The sequence below is a fragment of the Leptothoe sp. EHU-05/26/07-4 genome, assembly GCF_043421015.1.
GTDB lineage: Bacteria > Cyanobacteriota > Cyanobacteriia > Phormidesmidales > Phormidesmidaceae > Leptothoe > Leptothoe turfae.
On sequence record NZ_JAXSQV010000007.1, the window covers coordinates 481,566 to 498,673 of the forward strand.

The following is a 17,108-nucleotide window of genomic DNA, read 5'->3' on the forward strand; positions in this document are numbered from 1 at the left end:
AAACAATTAAGATGAAAAACTGACGAGAGTAACACTTAGACAGCTGGCACCCAGATAGGTATAGACGAACTGACTAGCCGCAGTTGACTGCTCATCCAGGGTCACCTTAACACAGAAATTCGGGCCAGAATCGTTGCCTGGACGACTTGTGAGGAAGGCTTGATAAAAAATCTTTTACATCCAGGCCTATAGATTTCCTCAGGAGTGATTTTGCGCTAGACCGGCAAATTTATGTCAGAATTACACCCAAATCGCCATAAGGGTTGTCTTGCTTAAGATCAAGCATCAAAATAGCTTGATTTAGTTCACTATCACTCCAGTGGGGATGGGAGACTTGTAATGTGCGACGGTTAAGCGTTTTAAGGGGCTTTTGTAGCCATGCGTCTTGATTATCAGTAGGTTTTAGGTTTTTGCTCAGCATAATGAACAGCCTGTCAATGGGGCCGGGTTAATTGATCCTAGCGACTACTTCAATCGTTTATCGTTCGTTACCGTACGGTTTACCGAAACTTTTTGAACAGACCCTCACTTATAACTTATAGAAATCAACTCGACTTGGTTAGCAAAATCGCACTATCTACTGGAGGATGCCAACTAGTGCTGAACTGCACTAGTTGGCAACAACTCGACTACTCAACCAATGGTCTTTCAACACCTCCAGGGCCATGGAAAAATACCCATGTACCAAAGTCTTCTGAAAAAATCTCAAATCGATGCTTCCTACCGGCTGGTACGAATAAAACCTCTCCTGGCTCAACTCGATGGCGAGATGGGTCGTTGATAAACTCACCCGTGCCGAAGCTACAACATAAATCTCGTCGCGTATGTGAGGCTGCTGTTGAGCCACGCCAACAGGTTAATAGCATTCAATCACAAGAGAACCATGGTTCAGCAGTGCGATAAATGGAGAGTTTTGTTGCGCCAAAGACACTTTTGCGGAGTCAACTGTCAGCTTTTTCTCTGTATCTACCCTGTTTTGTATGCTAATCGATACCCAAAGGTCATATGATAATTCCCGCTTACACCATTGGCTTATAAGTAAATAAATATGATGGATATAGACGTTATTCAAGCAGGCGATAGTTGGCAGAACTGGGTATTTACGATTACTTATCTAAGTTTTTTACTATTTGTGGTGTGGCGGGTGATTGTGTCATCATCCAAACCATCTGAATAGTCAGGATGCATCAATCATGGCGGAGTATGCGACTGAGATGGCTGAGGTGGCAACGCGGGTTAACTGGCTGCGGCAGGCTACATGCCTCAAGGTATTGCCAGAGGAGGTCTTGGTTGCGATCGCAACCAACCTAACCCCGCTCTCTATCCAAGCCAACCGTCGTCTTATTCTCGAAGATACCCAAGCCGATGCCCTCTATATTCTGAAAGCCGGTCATTTAGAACGCTACCGTAGCCAGCGGACGTCTATGGCCCAGATTGTAGAGCTGTTGCCGGGGGTAGTTTTACACTTACAAGAAATCCTGCTAGAGCAGCCCACCGATTACACCATCATTACCCTCGAAGATTGTGAGCTGTGGCAGCTATCTGCTGACAAACTAAGGCAGATCGCCTCCGAACATCCAAGTCTCAGCCAACAGCTCTCCGAACTATTGGCTGAAGAAGTTGAACAGCTGTCTGCCCAGCTACTTTACGAACAAGAGCGCCAACAAGAACTACGCCCCTACTTAGTACCCAAGGTCAGCCGGGGCGTGGTCGGCGCTAGTCGCTATGCCCAACGTCTACGGCAATCCGTGCGTACAGCAGCAAGTGTGATGGCCGATGACCACGGACGGCGCGACCCAGTGCTTATTTTTGGTGAGCCAGGATTAGAAAAAGATAACCTGGCCGCCCTAATCCATTTTGGGTCTCACTACAAACAAGAACCCATGATTAAGGTGAATTGCAAAACCTTGCGGGCCATTGAGCTATTTGGTAAAGGCGAGAGTCGTCCAGGACTGTTGGACTGGTTAGACCAGGGCACCCTATTGCTGAACAACATTCAGGATCTAGATCCTGAACTACGCCCCGCTATTCTGAGATTGATCAAAACAGGCCAGTATCAACCCACTACTCAGCCAGGCAATGCACCATCAGCAGTCAAGGAGAGTGCTGCCTGGATCATGATGATCTCAGAAAAGAGTCTCACACCCTTTGCAAACCTGTCTCCTCAACAGGTGAAAGTCCCTCCCCTCCGGGTGAGAAAAGCCGACATAGAAGCCCAAATCAACTACTACATTCAGCTCTACTGTCGAAAACGCGGAATCCGTAAGCCTAGGCTGACCCCCGAAGCATTGCGTCGTTTACAAAGCTATGATTTCCCTAGCAATCTCAAGGAACTAGATAGCCTAGTGCAACGGGCCATTGAACAGGCAGAATGTGCTCCTCGCCTGAATGAAGAAGTCTTTTGGTCCGCCAGTGAACAACCCAATCGATTTCGTCTGAATTTACTCAACGCTTATCCAAAATTACGGCAGTTCCTACGTAGTCCCTGGTGGCCTGATCGCATCAATTTTGGTTTTACCAGCTGGTTCTATGGGTTAGTGGTCGCTTTATTATTCTTCGGTCCCCAAACCCGTGATGCCAATATTGCCCTGAATTTCTTTTGGGCCTGGTGGTGGCCATTAATTTTGTTGTTATTTCCTTTTGTGGGTCGTCTTTGGTGTGCTGTTTGCCCCTTTATGATCTATGGAGAAATTACTCAAAGACTCTCTCTATGGCTATGGCCCAGACAGCTTGGGGAATGGCCAAGACAGTGGGCAGAGCGCTGGGGAGGCTGGATTTTATATGCAGGCTTTGCCGCCATTTTGATCTGGGAAGAACTATGGAATTTAGAAAACACGGCCTATCTCTCTGCCTGGCTATTGCTGATTATCACGGCTGGGGCCATGATTTGTTCCGCACTCTTTGAGCGGCGTTTTTGGTGCCGCTACCTGTGCCCCATTGGTGGCATGAACGGACTATTTGCGAAACTCTCTATGACAGAATTGCGGGGGCAAACAGGTATTTGTTCAGCCACCTGTAGCACCTATCAATGTTACAAAGGTGGACCAGCTAAAGGAGAAGGGCAAGAGACTGGTGGCTGTCCAGTCTATTCTCATCCAGCTCAGCTAGTGGATAATCGAAACTGTGTGCTGTGTATGACCTGTCTAAAAGCATGTCCCCATCGGTCGGTGGAGTTTAATCTACGCCCCCCTGGCATTGAGTTATGGACCACGCACACGCCTGCGCACCATGAGGTGGCACTGCTGTTATTGCTGTGGGGAGCGGTTTTTGTGCATCGGCTACCGGCAGTGGCAGAGCTGTTAGGCGTGGCGCATCGGGTTGAGGGATTTGGGGGACATGAGATCGCAACCACCCTGCTGCTCTTTGCTCCATGGCCCATGGCCTGGGCCACTCATAAACTCACCCATCTCATTCAACCTCGCCTGAAAGCCCGCCCGTTTATTCAAGTTGCCTATGGCTGGCTACCCATCGTTCTATTGGGCAGTCTGGCCCATTATCTTTCTCTTGGCCTAACTGAGGCAGGGCGTATTATCCCCGTTTCCTTAGCCAGTTTTGGCTTGGCAAGCACTGGGCCTGTAGTCGTAGCACATCCAGCTGTAATTGCTTTTTTGCAAGGCGTTAGCCTAATATTTGGAGCGTTACTGAGCATAGTACTCACCCAGCGTATCGCCCGACAACCTTGGTTAAAGATACTGCCTCTTCATGGCTTTACTATAGGCATAACAGCCATCCTGTATAAACTTATCGTTTGCGTTGATTAGTCTTGCAAAACAACAAAATATTTTGCTAGCTGAGGTAAGTGAACAGCCTGAGCCCTTCAGTCCCGATATATGGGAAGTCTCAATCCCATTGAATAAACTCCACCCCCTGCTCCCTTGTCACTATCTTGGCTTCTCAAAACTTCATAAGTGTGGGTGATTTCATCTACGAATCCACAGCAGAAGATGTGCGCTCTAAACGATTACTTTATCGGAGTCTCAATATAAGAATAAGCTCGTTACTGTATTGCTGATTTACAGCATATAGCTCTGTATAAAGGAGGGGTACACTTTATCTCGGTTGACAGATCTATGCAGCATTTGGTCTAACGTATGCCAATCCGCGCTCAGCACATTTGCGTAGCGTAGTAGCCTGCTCAAAGGTTATTTGCCCAATCCAACGGCTAAACTGGAGTATGCAGTTAGGAAAATCATATTCTCGCTACTTCTCGAATGAGCAACGATCAAAAGCTAGCGTGCAGGACTCTTTATGATTAGAAAACAAGCCGTCAGCGTTATCACCTCATCCATTCCAGCTCTTTTAGGGGTGGGGATGTTGGTAATTGGTATAAGTAGCTGCAGACCTGATGCTAGGGTGTCCGATACGTCCACCTTCCAGGAGATTGCCCCTCAACCTGAGGCTGACCCTCAACCTGAGGCCACCTCTCAACCTGAGGCCACCTCCCAACCTGAGACCACCTCTCAACCTGAGGCTGCTCCTCAAACTGGGCTAGTTCAAGCTGCGCATAATCTGGTTCATATGAACCTGGATGAGAAGGGCATTGCTTTGCGGGGCTATGATCCAGTTTCTTACTTTACGGAAAGTGGGCCAGTAAAAGGCCAGGATAGTTACAGCCTCGTCTGGCATGATGCAACCTGGTACTTTGCAACTGCTGAGAATCGAGATCTATTTAGCCGTGAACCTGAAAAATATGCGCCTGCCAATGGCGGTTACTGCACGTTTGGTATTGTCCTGCGAAAGAAGTTTGATGGTGATCCGCAGGTGTGGTCTGTGATTAAGTCTCGCTTATATGTTTTCCTCAATGAGGATGTGCAGCAGAAGTTCTTACTAGATAGTACGGGTAACCTTCAGAAAGTTGCTGCTAACTGGCCCACTATTCAGTTCAAATCTCCAGAGGAGCTTTAAACCAAACCTGGTCGGCTCGGTTTTATGATTCGCAAAAGACTGCAGTTCCTCTCTAACTTTTCTTCCTTTGCAGTGGTTGCCTTGGCAGCTACTGCAACTTTGGCATTTCTGGATTTTCAAGATCGGGCTCAACATAATGCTCTAATTCAAAAACAGGAGCAACTTCTTTCGATTAAAGAGAACTTGAATCAGATGGAATCATCAATGCTCATGGCTCGATTGGATGAGGTCCAGGTTAATCAGGTTCAAGATCTTTCAGCCTCCTCTAAGTTTACGGATCACCTTGATCGGACAAGGCAGATTGCATATGACTTGATAGAAATTTGTCAAGAGAATGACCATGATAAGATTATCGATTCCCTTGAAACGTTTTTAGTGATTGTTGATAAGTATGAGCAATCGGTTAATCAAACCTTAGAAATTCAGTCTCGTATTGCTGCTACTGATGGCACAGGAACGTTAACTGAACTCCAAACGGTTAAAGATCGCATTCAAGCAGAACTCGATGTTTCTGATAAACAGGTTTTGATTTCCAAGTTCTTTCGAATGCAACTTTATGAGCGAGACTTCATCAGCACCCTAGATATGCGTCTGTCAGATCGGCTAGTTAATCAAGTTACAGACCTGGAACAAGCCATCATCAGGTCTGAATTTATAGGTCCTGTCACCTTCGAGTCATTTTTGTTGGATGAAGTTCAACAATATCGAGAGCTAGTTGTTGAACTAATGTACAGTACGTTAGAGTTGGAGCTTTCTACGGCTGAAGCCTCTCTGCAATTTGATCGAATTGCCCCTAATATTTCTAACAGCCAGCAGGAAGTCAATGATTTACTCGATTTGACAACCGAACAGCTCCAGTCCCAACGGCAGATTTCTAGTTTGCAAACAGTTTTAGTATTTACCATTGTCTTTATTTTACTGATTACCTTCACTTTGCTACAGATTCGTAGCGCCCAATCATTACTTATTCGTCTGAAACAATTAAAAAACGCCATGAATGAGATGGCGATAGGTCATTTTCAGTATTTGGGAGAACTTCCCGAGGGAAATGATGAAGTTGGGGCTTTAGCTCAAAACTTTAAAGCAATGTCCACTCAAATTCAGAGCCAGTTTGAGACAATTCGTGAAGAGAAGAAAAAAGCAGAAATCGCTAGCCAGGCTAAGTCTCAATTTCTGGCCAACATGAGTCACGAAATTCGAACACCGATGAATGGAGTCATTGGTACCACGAGCTTACTGTTAAATACTGATTTAAGTTTTGAGCAGCAAGAGTATGTCGATATTATTCAGAATAGTAGTGATAGCTTACTGGGCGTTATTAACGATATTCTCGACTTCTCTAAAATTGAATCAGGTTACATGGTTCTCGAGGAATCTTCCTTTGAACTCAGGCACTGTATCGAAGATGTTCTAGATCTTTTTGCCAGTGAAGCTTTAGAGAAAAATTTAGATTTGTTATATCAAATTGCCAGTGATGTTCCCCTGTGCATTCAAGGTGATTTGAATCGGCTACGTCAAATTTTAATGAATTTAGTTAGTAATGCTATTAAGTTTACAGAGAAAGGAGAGGTTCTGATTTCAGTGAGACTGAGGCAGTCTGAACCACTAAACTCAAAAACAATAGACTCAAAAACACTGGAAACTATCCAACCTGAATTTCCTATAATCCTGGAATTCTTCGTTAAAGATACCGGTATTGGCATTCCGATCGATGGAATTCCTAAACTCTTTAAGGACTTTTCTCAAGTTGATAATTCTACGACCCGAAAATATGGGGGGACTGGCCTAGGGCTGGCTATTTGTAAACGCTTAGTAACCTTAATGGGAGGTGAAATTTGGGTCGCCAGTGATGTGGGACAAGGTTCAACCTTTTATTTCTCCATGCAAACTCGATTAGCAGACGCACAATCACAGCTGCATCTAAACCCTCAAGTTCCAGTTCTGCAAGCATGCCGTGTTTTGATTGTTGATGATAGTCATGCGAGTTGTGCGGTGCTGGCAGAACAGTGCAGTCAATGGGGACTAAAACCAGACACTGTGCCATCGGCTCAAGCTGCTTTAGGTAGCCTAAAACGAGGCCAACAGTTTGATTTAGCTATTATCGATGTCCAGATGCCAGGTATGGATGGCTTGGAACTTGTTCAGCAGATTCGCTCGCTTCAACTTGATTTTCCCTTGCCTTGTATTATGTTGGGCGCTGTTAGCAAACCCCATGATAAAGAAGAGCTATTCGATGCTTGGTTAACTAAACCCATTAAGCATGCAAACTTGTGGAATGCTGTAACTGACCTTGTTAAAGCTCAACAGAACTCTCAACAATATTCTGAAAAACAACAAAATAATTGTGATAGCACTGCGAAACCTTTCTCCCAAGATGCTAACTCTTTATCTGAGGCCCATGTATCTGGCAATGGTTCTGGAAACCGCCCGCCCCTCAGGATTCTAGTAGCTGAGGATAACCCTGTAAATCAAATGGTGGTGTTACGGATTTTGGCGAAGTTAGATTATTCGGGTGATCTAGCGGCTAATGGATTGGAAGTTTTAGAGGCTTTAGAACGTCAGCACTATGACATTATTTTCATGGATCTTCAAATGCCTGAAATAGATGGCTTGGAAGCAACTGAGCAAATCATTGAAAAATGGGGTGAAGATCGCCCAAAGATTATTGCAGCAACCGCTAATGTCCGGCAGGAGGATCAAGCGGCTTGTTTTGCAGCTGGCATGGATGACTATATTAGTAAACCCTATGCCCTAGAACAAATCCAGGGTATGCTTGCAAAATGGGGAGCAAATTAGAGGGGAGTAAATTCGTTCTGTTGTTCACTAGTGTTATGCATGGGCTAAGTGTCTGATTAGAAATTGACCGGCTGAGGTGTGTCTAGCCAATCAACCACAGCCTTTAGCGATCGCACCCCATAATCTGCATACTCTGACCACATAAACTCGCCATCGGTGTCAATGTAGACCGTTGCTGTGCCCGCTCGCTGCCCCGCCATCAGGTCAAACTTATAATCTCCCACCATCACGGCTGCGGTGGATGGAGCCTCCCAAGTATCCAATAGCGCTAAAATGCCATCGGGTTCTGGTTTTGGTGCATGACAGTCGCGACTGAGTACGAGGGCGGGTTCAAAAAAATCCATCAAACCGCAAGCATCGAGGGTCTCATGGGCAATATCTTTGCCGTTTCGGGTAAGAATGCCAATTTGTTTGCCTTGGCTAATGAGCAGTTCTAATAGTTCATGGGCTCCAGGCTGTGCAGTGGCTTGACTTGCTAGGTCTAACTCAATCTCTCGTAACTGTTTATATTTAACGGCGGCAATATCTGGGGGCAACTGACGTAATGATTCCAGAATGGGTGTGCCTACCGGTAGTTCTAAGGTTGCTCGAATCGCTTCAAAATTGTGGATACCAAGGGTCAATGTGCCATCCATGTCGAACACCCAGCAGGTGCGATTAGCCAGATTCTCGTTGCCGGTTAATTGCATACCTCATTCCTGGTTGACTACTTTTGTCAGTGTAACGTGGGGTGATAAAGCTTAGTTTAGTCGCTCTGAGTCTTGGGCTGAGGCGGCTCCTATCCGTTGTGGCTGCATGATTGAACACCGTTGTTTAAGTATGCAGTGAGGACAGTGAGGCAATTTGCGATCGCACCCAAATCAGCAATCTCATATCCATGGGTATTCTGCGTCGGAAAACTCAAACAAGCTCCCTTCGGCACATGGCCAAACTTCATCGCAATTGATGCATCACTACCAAATTGAGAAATCACTGCCTGTTGAAGCTGAATCCTGACAGTGGACGCCGCTGAGATCAACTCCTGATTCAGTCCTTCGTCATAGAGACCGTAGCTATCTTGGGCGAACAAAACAGGCCTGGGACCATCAACAATTGGGTATTCCTGGGATAGGGGACAAATTTCCAACGCAATCAGCCGACTCAACTTCTGTCGTTGACTGAAGAATAGGGCTCCGATCGCACCGACTTCTTCTTTGGCAGAGGCCACCAGATATACATCTACCGGGGGGTTTTTGACCCGCTCTGCCAAACCTAACAAAATAGCGACCGATGCTTTGTTGTCTAAGGTATAACTGGCAATATGATTTCCTAAACGAAACGGACGCTTACGATGTTTGCCCACCACCATTCGTGTTCCAGGACGAATTCCAGCCCTCACCAATTCAGGGGTTGAGAGTTTAGTTTCTACCCAGGCTGTCTCCCAGCGTACTGCTTTACCTTCTTGCTGAGATTTGTGGGGAGACTCATGGGAAACATGGCGAGACCCAAAGCTAAGGATACCTGAGATAGTCTCCTTATCGCCGAGCAGATCGACTACACCTTCACCATAAACCCAGGGGTAGGCACCCCCTAAACGTCTGACCTGTAGCCTGCCCCCAGACTCAATGCCTTTAACAAGAGCACCAATCTCATCTTTATGGGCAGTAACAGCAATCGCCCCATTACTAGTACGACCTGGGATTTTAATCACAATGTTGTCGGCTTCATCGTGCCAATGTTCGACACCAAGATTGTCCAGCCATTTCTGGATATACTGATTTATCTCTCCTTCAACGCCACTGGGGGAATGGCAAAGGACTAACTCCTCAATAATAGAAAAGAAGCGATCAACATCCCAGATGCCCATGCTATACCTCCGCCTGAGATCGAATCAGACCCTGGACTAAATTCTCTAGCTTCTCCTCAGAACAGCATTCAATCAGGGCATCGAATATATCTAACAGTTTGGCTGCTTCGTCGCCGTGCATTGGGCTTAGACCCCATACATCTTGCACCCAATCTTTTGGGACTGTTTCTTCAAAAATAATGCGTTCTAATAGCTGTTTTGATTCTTCCTTGGACAGGGCCATGCTCTCTGCTCACCTATGCAACTGTTTTATCCTGCCACATTCAGCCAACTGAGCGAAGTCGTTCGTAACGCGTCTCCGATGGAAGTCGTGAACTGGATGCGTCGTGAGTTATCCATGGGAATTGAGAATTTTCAACAGTTTACGCCCAATCTTGAAACCTACGCTAGAATAGTTCAAGATTTTCGTACAAAGTAGTTAATCATGATCGACCTCTATTATTGGACGACGCCCAACGGCCACAAGATCACGATTTTCCTCGAAGAAGCAAACATACCTTACACAATTCACCCCATTAACATTGGCAAAGGTGAGCAGTTTCAGCCTGAGTTTCTTAAGATTGCGCCTAATAATCGGATTCCGGCCATTGTCGACCAGGCTCCTACGGACGGTGGTGAACCCATTAGCCTGTTTGAGTCAGGGGCAATTCTGCAATATTTATCAGAAAAAACGGGCCAGTTTTTACCTGCGGACTTACGAGCTAGAACCGAGGTGTTGCAGTGGCTCTATTGGCAGATGGGTGGTCTGGGGCCCATGCTGGGGCAAAATCATCATTTCTCTGGCTATGCCCCTGAGAAAATTCCCTATGCCATTAATCGCTATGTCAAAGAAACAGCGCGGCTATATGGAGTGCTAAATCAGCGTCTGGCCGAACGCGCGTATGTTGCTGGTGACTACTCCATTGCTGACATGGCGATCTATCCGTGGATTGTCCCCTATGCCAAACAGGGCCAAGACCTTAATGATTTTCCCCATCTAAAACGTTGGTTTGAGGCAATTGCTGCTCGACCTGCTGTACAGCGTGCCTATGGGCGGGCAAAGATCGTGAATCCGACCCCGAAGCCATTCACAGATGACGAGAAAAAGCTGCTCTTTAATCTAGAAAAATAGCAATACCCGTAGGGGCAATCCCTTGTGGTTGACTTGCTTTGCCGTCGCCTCTTGTCCCAGGGCAGGCACAAGGCCAGCCCCTACGAGGTATCCATTTGCCTTGATATAAAACCACTCCATAGATGTCATCAGTCGATTCCATAGGTTAATGGCCAAGAACTTGTCACAATGGTGTGGGTCACTTTTTACGCACATCATGGGACAGGATCGCCTGGGGCAACTCAAACCTTCGCAACTGCGAGTGCTAATTGCTGTGGCTGATGGCGGTAGTTTTAGTGAGGCAGCCCTACAGCTGCAGCTATCGCAGTCAGCTGTAAGCTATGCCATTGCTACCTTGGAAGAGGATCTAGGGGTGGTGCTGTTTTCCCGTGGACGCTACGGGGCTGTGCCCACACCCGTGGGGCAGCAGATTATCGAGCGCGCCCGCCATGTGCTGCATTTAATTGAGGATATTTATCAGCAGGCCAACCTGGCTAAGGGGTTTGAGGGGGGGCAGTTGCGGATTGCGGCCTTTCGCAGTGCAGCTACCCATATTTTGCCGGAGGTGATTGCACAATATTGTCAGCGGTATCCTGCGATCGCAATCACCATTGCCGAATACGATGACCGTCCTGATGTTGAATCTGATTTGCGCAAGGGTAAGGCGGATGTAGGGATTACCTACTTACCCCATGCTCCAGATCTAGAAGCCTCAGAACTGACCCAGGATGAGTTTGTGGTGCTGTTCCCCCCGGATACCGCATTACCCGAGCCCCTTACCTGGGAAACCTTAACGACCTATCCGCTGATTATGGCACCTGACGGTGATAGCTGTGATGCCATGGTCATCAACCATGGCCGCCAGTATGGTGTGGAGTTAACGCCCACTTATCAAATTCGGTCTGATGCCACCATCGTGAATATGGTAGCCAAAGGTCTAGGCGCAGCCATTAGTCCCCGACTTGCCGCTGAACCTATTCCCCCTGGTGTGCAGGTGTGCAGTTTGCCAGAACCGATTTATCGCATCATTTGTGTGGCCACACTTGCTGATGCCCTCTTACCGCCACCCGTGTTTGCATTTATGGAATTGTTGAAAGAGAGTACCCAAGACGCTTTAGACCCAAGCAATAAAACATCTCCCAGGCAAAAAGCTCAGGAGATGGTGTGACAGGATATTTCGGAGAGATTGAATACCCAAACTTACTCTCGGTTTGATCTTCTGAGCTGAGTCAGAAAAGCAACCTCTAGATTGGGAGGTCCTGTAGGAAAACTTCCTTGGTTTAGATGTTCAATGTCTCTCCGTGATTTAGTGTTGTTTGCAATTTAACTTGTTTTATTCTTGCTTAGCCTAAGGGTTAAGGAGGATTTTAGATTTCGAACGATTTTACTGGTTGGTTTATGTGAAGCCTGATAGAAATACTAGTTTTTTGCTTTTTTGGGATCGTGTCTTCTAAGTGTTAGTGCAGTGTTAGTGCAGTGGGAAGAGATCCTGAAGAGAGTTCAATATGGTGAGATTTACGGTATGGATAAAGTCTCTTTAGGACTGCTTACAGGCACGAGTTAGGGGGCTGCACAAAAATAAAGACCTATGTTGGGGCTGTAGATGGGTGCATGAGTGATGGGGTAAGAGGGTGATCATTTAAGCCCAAGCGCCTTAATTCTATCTAAAGTGAAAAGATCGTAAATATATGTTTGTTTTGTCTTGTTGTAGGGTAACGAGTGGCATTTGACAATGGTTGTTTGGGTTATAAAAAAGTCTCCTAAGTAAAAGAACTTAGGAGACTTGTGTGACAGGATATTTAGAGACACTGGGATTCCCGCTAAGCTAGCCCAGATAAGATACGCTTCTCGCTCAAGATGCTTATGCTCTCTGTGAAGGATGCATGGTTCTCAGTGTTGCTCTAGGGTTTAGTTTCATCCATTAATGTATCTAATTGTGTTAATGCTTTACATTGTCCAAAGGTGGAGTATTCTCGGCTTTCTTTTTGGGAACCCCCCATCCCCCTGCTGACTTCTTATAGTAAGTTTGTTAGCGCCTGTAAAAGCCGCTGATTTTGCTCTGGCGTGCCCACAGTAATCCGAAGCTTGTTGGTTAAATGGGCTTGGGGATAGTGGCGTACCCAAATATCATGCTCCCTAAGGGCGTCATGGAGCCTTGGCGCTTCTGGATGGGTGGCCAGGACGAAGTTGCCATGGGATGGTGGCACCTGGAAGCCTAGCTTGCGTAGGGCTAAGGTGAGGTGATGTCGATCTAATTTGATTTGGTTTACACACTGATTTTTATAGGTCTGATCGGCAATGGCGGCAGCAGCAGCACAATTTGCGATCGCATCCACTCCATAGCTATCTTTCACCTTAAATAAATCTGCGAGTAATGCAGGTTGAGCGATGCCAAAGCCCAATCGTAGTCCTGCCAGGCTATAGCCTTTAGACAGGGTTCGCAGTACCAGAACATTCCCATGGGTTTGCGTCAGACTTAACGCCGATTCTTCTGCGAAGTCCACATAGGCTTCATCAATCACTAATAGCCCCTGAATGGTGGTGGCTAACTGCCGGAGCTCAGCCATGGGAATCTGATGACCCGATGGACTATTGGGTGATGCTATGAGCGTGAGAGCTCCATCGGCTTGCACAATTTTCTCCAGTGGTAGAGAGAATTGTGTATCGTAGGTGATTTCAATAATCTGAGCGCCACAGATCTGGGCCAAAGTGCGATAAAGGCTATAGGTGGGCGTTGGATAAACAACCGTTCGTGTCTCATCTATACAGGCCCTCATCAATATATTGAGCAGATCATCACAGCCGTTGCCAACGATAATCCAATCTGAAGGAATGCCTAACGCCGCTGCCGCTGCATGACAGAATTCTTGCGAATAGGGATCGGGGTAACGGCGTAACCATTCCCCATCAAACGTGTTTAGACGTTTCAGTACATTTGGCGAGGGGGGATAGGGGTTTTCATTGCTATTGAGCTTGATGATGGATTGGTTGGGGGATCGGTAGGGGCTAGGCTGATGGCCAGTGGCTGTTGTAATAACGGGTCGAAAATATCTCATGGCCTCATTATATTCACGGATATTGTTGCAGTTATGTTGTTAACGATGTCCGTGATTTTGCCAAAAAGAAAGGAAGAGCATTAATCAGACGCTGTCATCCTTTAGTCAGGTGGGAATACTGTAGTCGATCTCAATAATATCGAGATTAACTGTAAGATTCTATGGATAAACTTACAGGCGAAAAAATTTCCTTGACCTAGTTGCGGCACGTCGGTTGCAACGGCTGTCTACTACACCATAAAACTGTTCATGAAAATCGCCATAGATAATAGTGCTCTGATTAAAACATTTCTGAGGGGAGAAGAATCTCTTTTAGCCAATCGCGAGCTACGTGTAGAGAAGGCTTTGGATGAGATTCAGTTGCTCACCACCCAAGGATTGCTATTAGCCAAAGGGCGATTCACGACTAAGTGTCCCCATATTGTCATCCGTTTAAGTTCTGATTATTGGGCGTTGCTCCATCAGTTTGCCCTTGAAGCAGGGTTTATTCCGCTCAGTCTGGAACAGGCGCGCTCGTCTAAGGCAACGTTTGCACAATATGATCACCATAGTGTGCCAGCAGGGTATCAGATTCACTGTGAGGCAGCGTCTGTTTTTTGGAAAACGTGGTGGGTCAACCATCGTAGTATGCAGCTGATGGATATTCTGCTGCTGTGCCACAAGCAATGGTATCCGGTTAAACACATGCTGTGTGATACCGGGACGATCTATGTCAAAACCTGGCGCGGAGAACAAATCCTGTCCCTGGCAGATACTGTGGTGTGGCTAGATCGTAATGCGCAAAGACAGCGACTGCGTGTCAATGTCCGAAAACGCCATGCCAAGGACACATTAGTGGCTAGCAAATATCCCTATCATGATGAATTGGTGGCTAATCACTCGGAACCCCTACAGAGACCTAAGGTTCCGGCTAATCTACAGTCAGTAATTAAAGCTGATGCTACTCGGCTACTTGTTCATACCGTGCTAGGGCCGGTGGTGATCGAAGGGCAAAATCTAACCTGTAACCTGGCACGTAAGAGCGTCAAAGTCTCTTAAGCAGTGAGTGACCCTACTCACCAATGTCAATGCGTCCTACCGATGTGTCAGGATAGTATGCAGACAAGATTTCATAATAGCGATAGCCCTGTTCTGCCAAATCTAGGGCTCCGGTTTGACTCATCCCGTACCCACTATGGGCATCGTCAACAATATCTTGATTAGCCGCGTATAATGACTCCACCACACCACCGCCATAGCTAATAAATTCTCCGGATGTTTCATGGACGGCCTGCTGGGTTGAGCTAGCTTCCGTGGCAATACCTTTATAAGCTTGATACCGTTGCGTATCATCCAAGTCGTAGGTTCTTCGCTGGTGGCGAACGGTGTGTACGATGGCATAGGAACGCGCTGCAACGGCCTGGGCCTTTAAGGCTTCTAAAGACCAACTGGCAGACATTTCAGCTCCAACTACGCTGTATAAATACTCCTGAAGCATGACGTAATTTACAGCCATGACTCCGCCGTTTTGCCATAACAGCAGTAAGCGTCCGCGATACCACCGATTGCCAACCGCTACATAACCATTATCTGGTTCAACCCAGAGGGCTGTTGGGGCCGGTTGGCCATTTACAAATAGCCCTCGCTCGTCAGCACTGATTTGATAGCTAATACCCGCTGATACATTTTCCATAAGTTCGCCGTTGGTGCTCACGAGCACCCCCCCTTCGGATGCAGCGATTGACACATCAGGAGCCTGCTTCGTCAAAGCGACTCGCATTTCTGTGTAGTTATCAATTGTGGGATTGCTAGAGGGTTCAGGGGGTAGTGCGCGCACCGCGACTTTTGGTAGAGTCGGTGTTTGCGGTTGGGCAGCGGGCTGTGGTTTGGCAGCAGATGCGGTTCTGTTCGGTGGACTGGGCCAGCCGTCTGGTTTTTTAGGTTGTGTTGCTGGCTTAGCGGCACTATCTGCGGGGTTGTCTACCAGGTTTTTTACGGTTTTTGTGACTAACCACTGTCCTAACGCCACAGCATCAGCTTGGATAAAGGGTTCAATGGGAGCTGGCGAGGTTGAGTTTCTTGACGTCTTGGTTGTCGCAGATGATTGAGGCTGCTCTGGCTTTGATGGCTTGCTCTTTGGAGTTTTGGGACTAATTTCAGCGGTTGCCGATGATTTTTGCTCTGGCTTTGTCTGTGATGCCTTGTCCTCTGGTGCTTTGGGTTTAACCTCATTAGTCGCAGGTGAAGCTGTGGTGTCAGCCTTGACTACTTGACGACCAACCCCAGTCAATGGAGCCGATATCATCACTGCAGACAGAATTACACTGGCGATCCTAGAGAGTTTAAGAGGCATTTAACTTTGTATGATTAATTTTATTGGTTAGTAATAATGACTGCGGCCTGCGGGATTTGGCTCATAATAAAGACGGTTAATATCTGGCTAGTGCTTTAATTATCTATGACGAAAATAATTTAAGTTTTATTTTTATTTAAAAAACACCTTAATTACACGGTGGCATTTTTCGCTACATTTATCTTTCTCTAGGGTGCCTCTATGTAGATTGCCCTCGCCCATAGCAAGATGTGTCAGACTTAGCCTTATACCTTAGTCGTATTTTTTTGCCACATTGCATGAATAATGGTTTTTCTGCGTTCTATTAAGGGTAAGGGATAAATTGATCCCAGTGAGTGATGGCTTTGATGTCAGCTGGTGCAGCCGATGACGAGGCGCGTTCAGCCGAGCGATCAAAGTAAATGGATCGCATTCCCAACCGCTGAGGTGCGATCGCATCATTGGTTAAATGATCGCCAATAAACAATACTCTCTCAGGGGCTGGATTTCCGGCTGCTTCTAGAGCCATTTGGTAGATGGTATCGCTCGGTTTGCGCTTGCCACATTCGGCACTGTCCAGTACAAACTGAAAATATACGTTCAGGCCATAGCGCTCCAGCATTTTGCCAGGCCAATCTGCTAAGAAAAAGTTAGAGATTACCCCCATGGACACCTGGTCTTGCCAGCGTTGCAGCATGCTTTCTACGCCAGCAGGTAGTCTGAGTGTAGCGGGAAAGCACTCCATAAACTGAACTTCCATTTCTGCGAGCACTTGGTCAACTAGCGCCGTATCTGCCTCAGGGCGATAGACTGCCAATAGATTGCGAAACCGCTCCTGTAAGGTTTGCTCATGGGGTTTGCCAGCAATATACTCTAACCGCCAGCGGTGGTAATCAGCCCGTACATCTTCAATGTCTGTATAGAGCCCGGCTGTCACTGGCACCTGATACATGGGTGCTAACCCTGCTTCATAGCCAGAGGTATCAAAATCGTCGATCAGGGTATTGAAACAGTCAAAAAAAATCCAGTCGAGGGACGTGCTGGTGACCATGGTGAATCTGCCCTATATGCCAGATGCGCGGAAGTGCTTCACTAGGTTAGCGC

At 46.8% G+C, this 17,108-nt stretch carries 17 protein-coding genes; 8 read left to right on the forward strand and 9 right to left on the reverse strand.

Annotated elements, in window-relative coordinates:
- Positions 1-229: 229 nt before the first annotated feature.
- Together U2F10_RS26595 and U2F10_RS26600 are read right to left on the reverse strand one after the other, a co-directional pair.
- Positions 230-421, reverse strand: a complete 192-nt coding sequence (locus U2F10_RS26595) for a hypothetical protein (RefSeq protein ID WP_163660993.1) — start codon at positions 419-421, stop codon at positions 230-232.
- Between the two features lie 208 nt (positions 422-629).
- Positions 630-866, reverse strand: a complete 237-nt coding sequence (locus U2F10_RS26600) for a cupin domain-containing protein (RefSeq protein WP_499873762.1) — start codon at positions 864-866, stop codon at positions 630-632.
- 182 nt (positions 867-1,048) lie between these two features.
- Here U2F10_RS26600 and U2F10_RS26605 point away from each other — a divergent pair, with 182 nt between their 5' ends.
- From U2F10_RS26605 to U2F10_RS26620, 4 genes are all read left to right on the forward strand, one after another.
- Positions 1,049-1,177: a hypothetical protein gene (locus tag U2F10_RS26605; protein ID WP_006517383.1), complete on the forward strand. Its 129-nt coding sequence runs from the start codon at positions 1,049-1,051 to the stop codon at positions 1,175-1,177.
- A gap of 16 nt (positions 1,178-1,193) precedes the next feature.
- Entirely contained in the window at positions 1,194-3,761 is a 2,568-nt protein-coding gene (locus U2F10_RS26610; RefSeq protein WP_499873763.1) for a cyclic nucleotide-binding domain-containing protein, read from the forward strand.
- Positions 3,762-4,248: 487 nt separating this feature from the next.
- On the forward strand, positions 4,249-4,905 hold the full coding sequence (locus U2F10_RS26615) for a YHS domain-containing (seleno)protein (RefSeq protein ID WP_499873764.1): 657 nt from the start codon (positions 4,249-4,251) through the stop codon (positions 4,903-4,905).
- Between the two features lie 24 nt (positions 4,906-4,929).
- The gene (locus tag U2F10_RS26620; RefSeq protein ID WP_163697428.1) at positions 4,930-7,701 is read left to right on the forward strand and encodes a response regulator; all 2,772 of its coding nucleotides are present in this window, start codon (positions 4,930-4,932) and stop codon (positions 7,699-7,701) included.
- 56 nt (positions 7,702-7,757) lie between these two features.
- On the opposite strand, the gene U2F10_RS26625 is transcribed toward U2F10_RS26620, so the two are convergent.
- The 3 genes from U2F10_RS26625 to U2F10_RS26635 form a co-directional block, all read right to left on the reverse strand.
- Positions 7,758-8,390: an HAD family hydrolase gene (locus tag U2F10_RS26625; protein WP_163660984.1), complete on the reverse strand. Its 633-nt coding sequence runs from the start codon at positions 8,388-8,390 to the stop codon at positions 7,758-7,760.
- 89 nt (positions 8,391-8,479) lie between these two features.
- Complete coding sequence (locus U2F10_RS26630; protein WP_163697424.1) at positions 8,480-9,547, reverse strand: M42 family metallopeptidase; 1,068 nt, start codon at positions 9,545-9,547, stop codon at positions 8,480-8,482.
- Between the two features lies 1 nt (position 9,548).
- The gene (locus U2F10_RS26635) at positions 9,549-9,770 is read right to left on the reverse strand and encodes a hypothetical protein (RefSeq protein ID WP_499059601.1); all 222 of its coding nucleotides are present in this window, start codon (positions 9,768-9,770) and stop codon (positions 9,549-9,551) included.
- Positions 9,771-9,785: 15 nt separating this feature from the next.
- Here U2F10_RS26635 and U2F10_RS26640 point away from each other — a divergent pair, with 15 nt between their 5' ends.
- Together U2F10_RS26640 and U2F10_RS26645 are read left to right on the forward strand one after the other, a co-directional pair.
- On the forward strand, positions 9,786-9,965 hold the full coding sequence (locus U2F10_RS26640; RefSeq protein WP_499059603.1) for a hypothetical protein: 180 nt from the start codon (positions 9,786-9,788) through the stop codon (positions 9,963-9,965).
- A gap of 6 nt (positions 9,966-9,971) precedes the next feature.
- A complete protein-coding gene (locus U2F10_RS26645; RefSeq protein ID WP_499059605.1) occupies positions 9,972-10,658 on the forward strand; it encodes a glutathione S-transferase N-terminal domain-containing protein in 687 nt (228 codons plus the stop codon).
- Here the strand turns inward: U2F10_RS26645 and U2F10_RS26650 are convergent.
- Complete coding sequence (locus U2F10_RS26650) at positions 10,647-10,856, reverse strand: hypothetical protein (protein WP_499059607.1); 210 nt, start codon at positions 10,854-10,856, stop codon at positions 10,647-10,649. The genes U2F10_RS26645 and U2F10_RS26650 overlap by 12 nt on opposite strands.
- Here U2F10_RS26650 and U2F10_RS26655 point away from each other — a divergent pair.
- Positions 10,855-11,805 (forward strand): LysR family transcriptional regulator, encoded by a 951-nt coding sequence (locus tag U2F10_RS26655; protein WP_163660970.1) that lies wholly within the window; start codon positions 10,855-10,857, stop codon positions 11,803-11,805. The genes U2F10_RS26650 and U2F10_RS26655 overlap by 2 nt on opposite strands.
- Positions 11,806-12,652: 847 nt before the next feature.
- Here the strand turns inward: U2F10_RS26655 and hisC are convergent.
- Entirely contained in the window at positions 12,653-13,693 is a 1,041-nt protein-coding gene (gene hisC / locus U2F10_RS26660) for a histidinol-phosphate transaminase (protein ID WP_499059610.1), read from the reverse strand.
- A 249-nt stretch (positions 13,694-13,942) separates the two neighbouring features.
- Here hisC and U2F10_RS26665 point away from each other — a divergent pair, with 249 nt between their 5' ends.
- On the forward strand, positions 13,943-14,731 hold the full coding sequence (locus U2F10_RS26665; RefSeq protein WP_163660967.1) for a hypothetical protein: 789 nt from the start codon (positions 13,943-13,945) through the stop codon (positions 14,729-14,731).
- A gap of 13 nt (positions 14,732-14,744) precedes the next feature.
- Here the strand turns inward: U2F10_RS26665 and U2F10_RS26670 are convergent, their stop codons facing one another.
- Positions 14,745-16,025, reverse strand: a complete 1,281-nt coding sequence (locus U2F10_RS26670) for a SpoIID/LytB domain-containing protein (RefSeq protein WP_499873766.1) — start codon at positions 16,023-16,025, stop codon at positions 14,745-14,747.
- Positions 16,026-16,329: 304 nt separating this feature from the next.
- Positions 16,330-17,055, reverse strand: a complete 726-nt coding sequence (locus tag U2F10_RS26675) for an HAD family hydrolase (RefSeq protein ID WP_163660965.1) — start codon at positions 17,053-17,055, stop codon at positions 16,330-16,332.
- Positions 17,056-17,108: the final 53 nt, after the last annotated feature.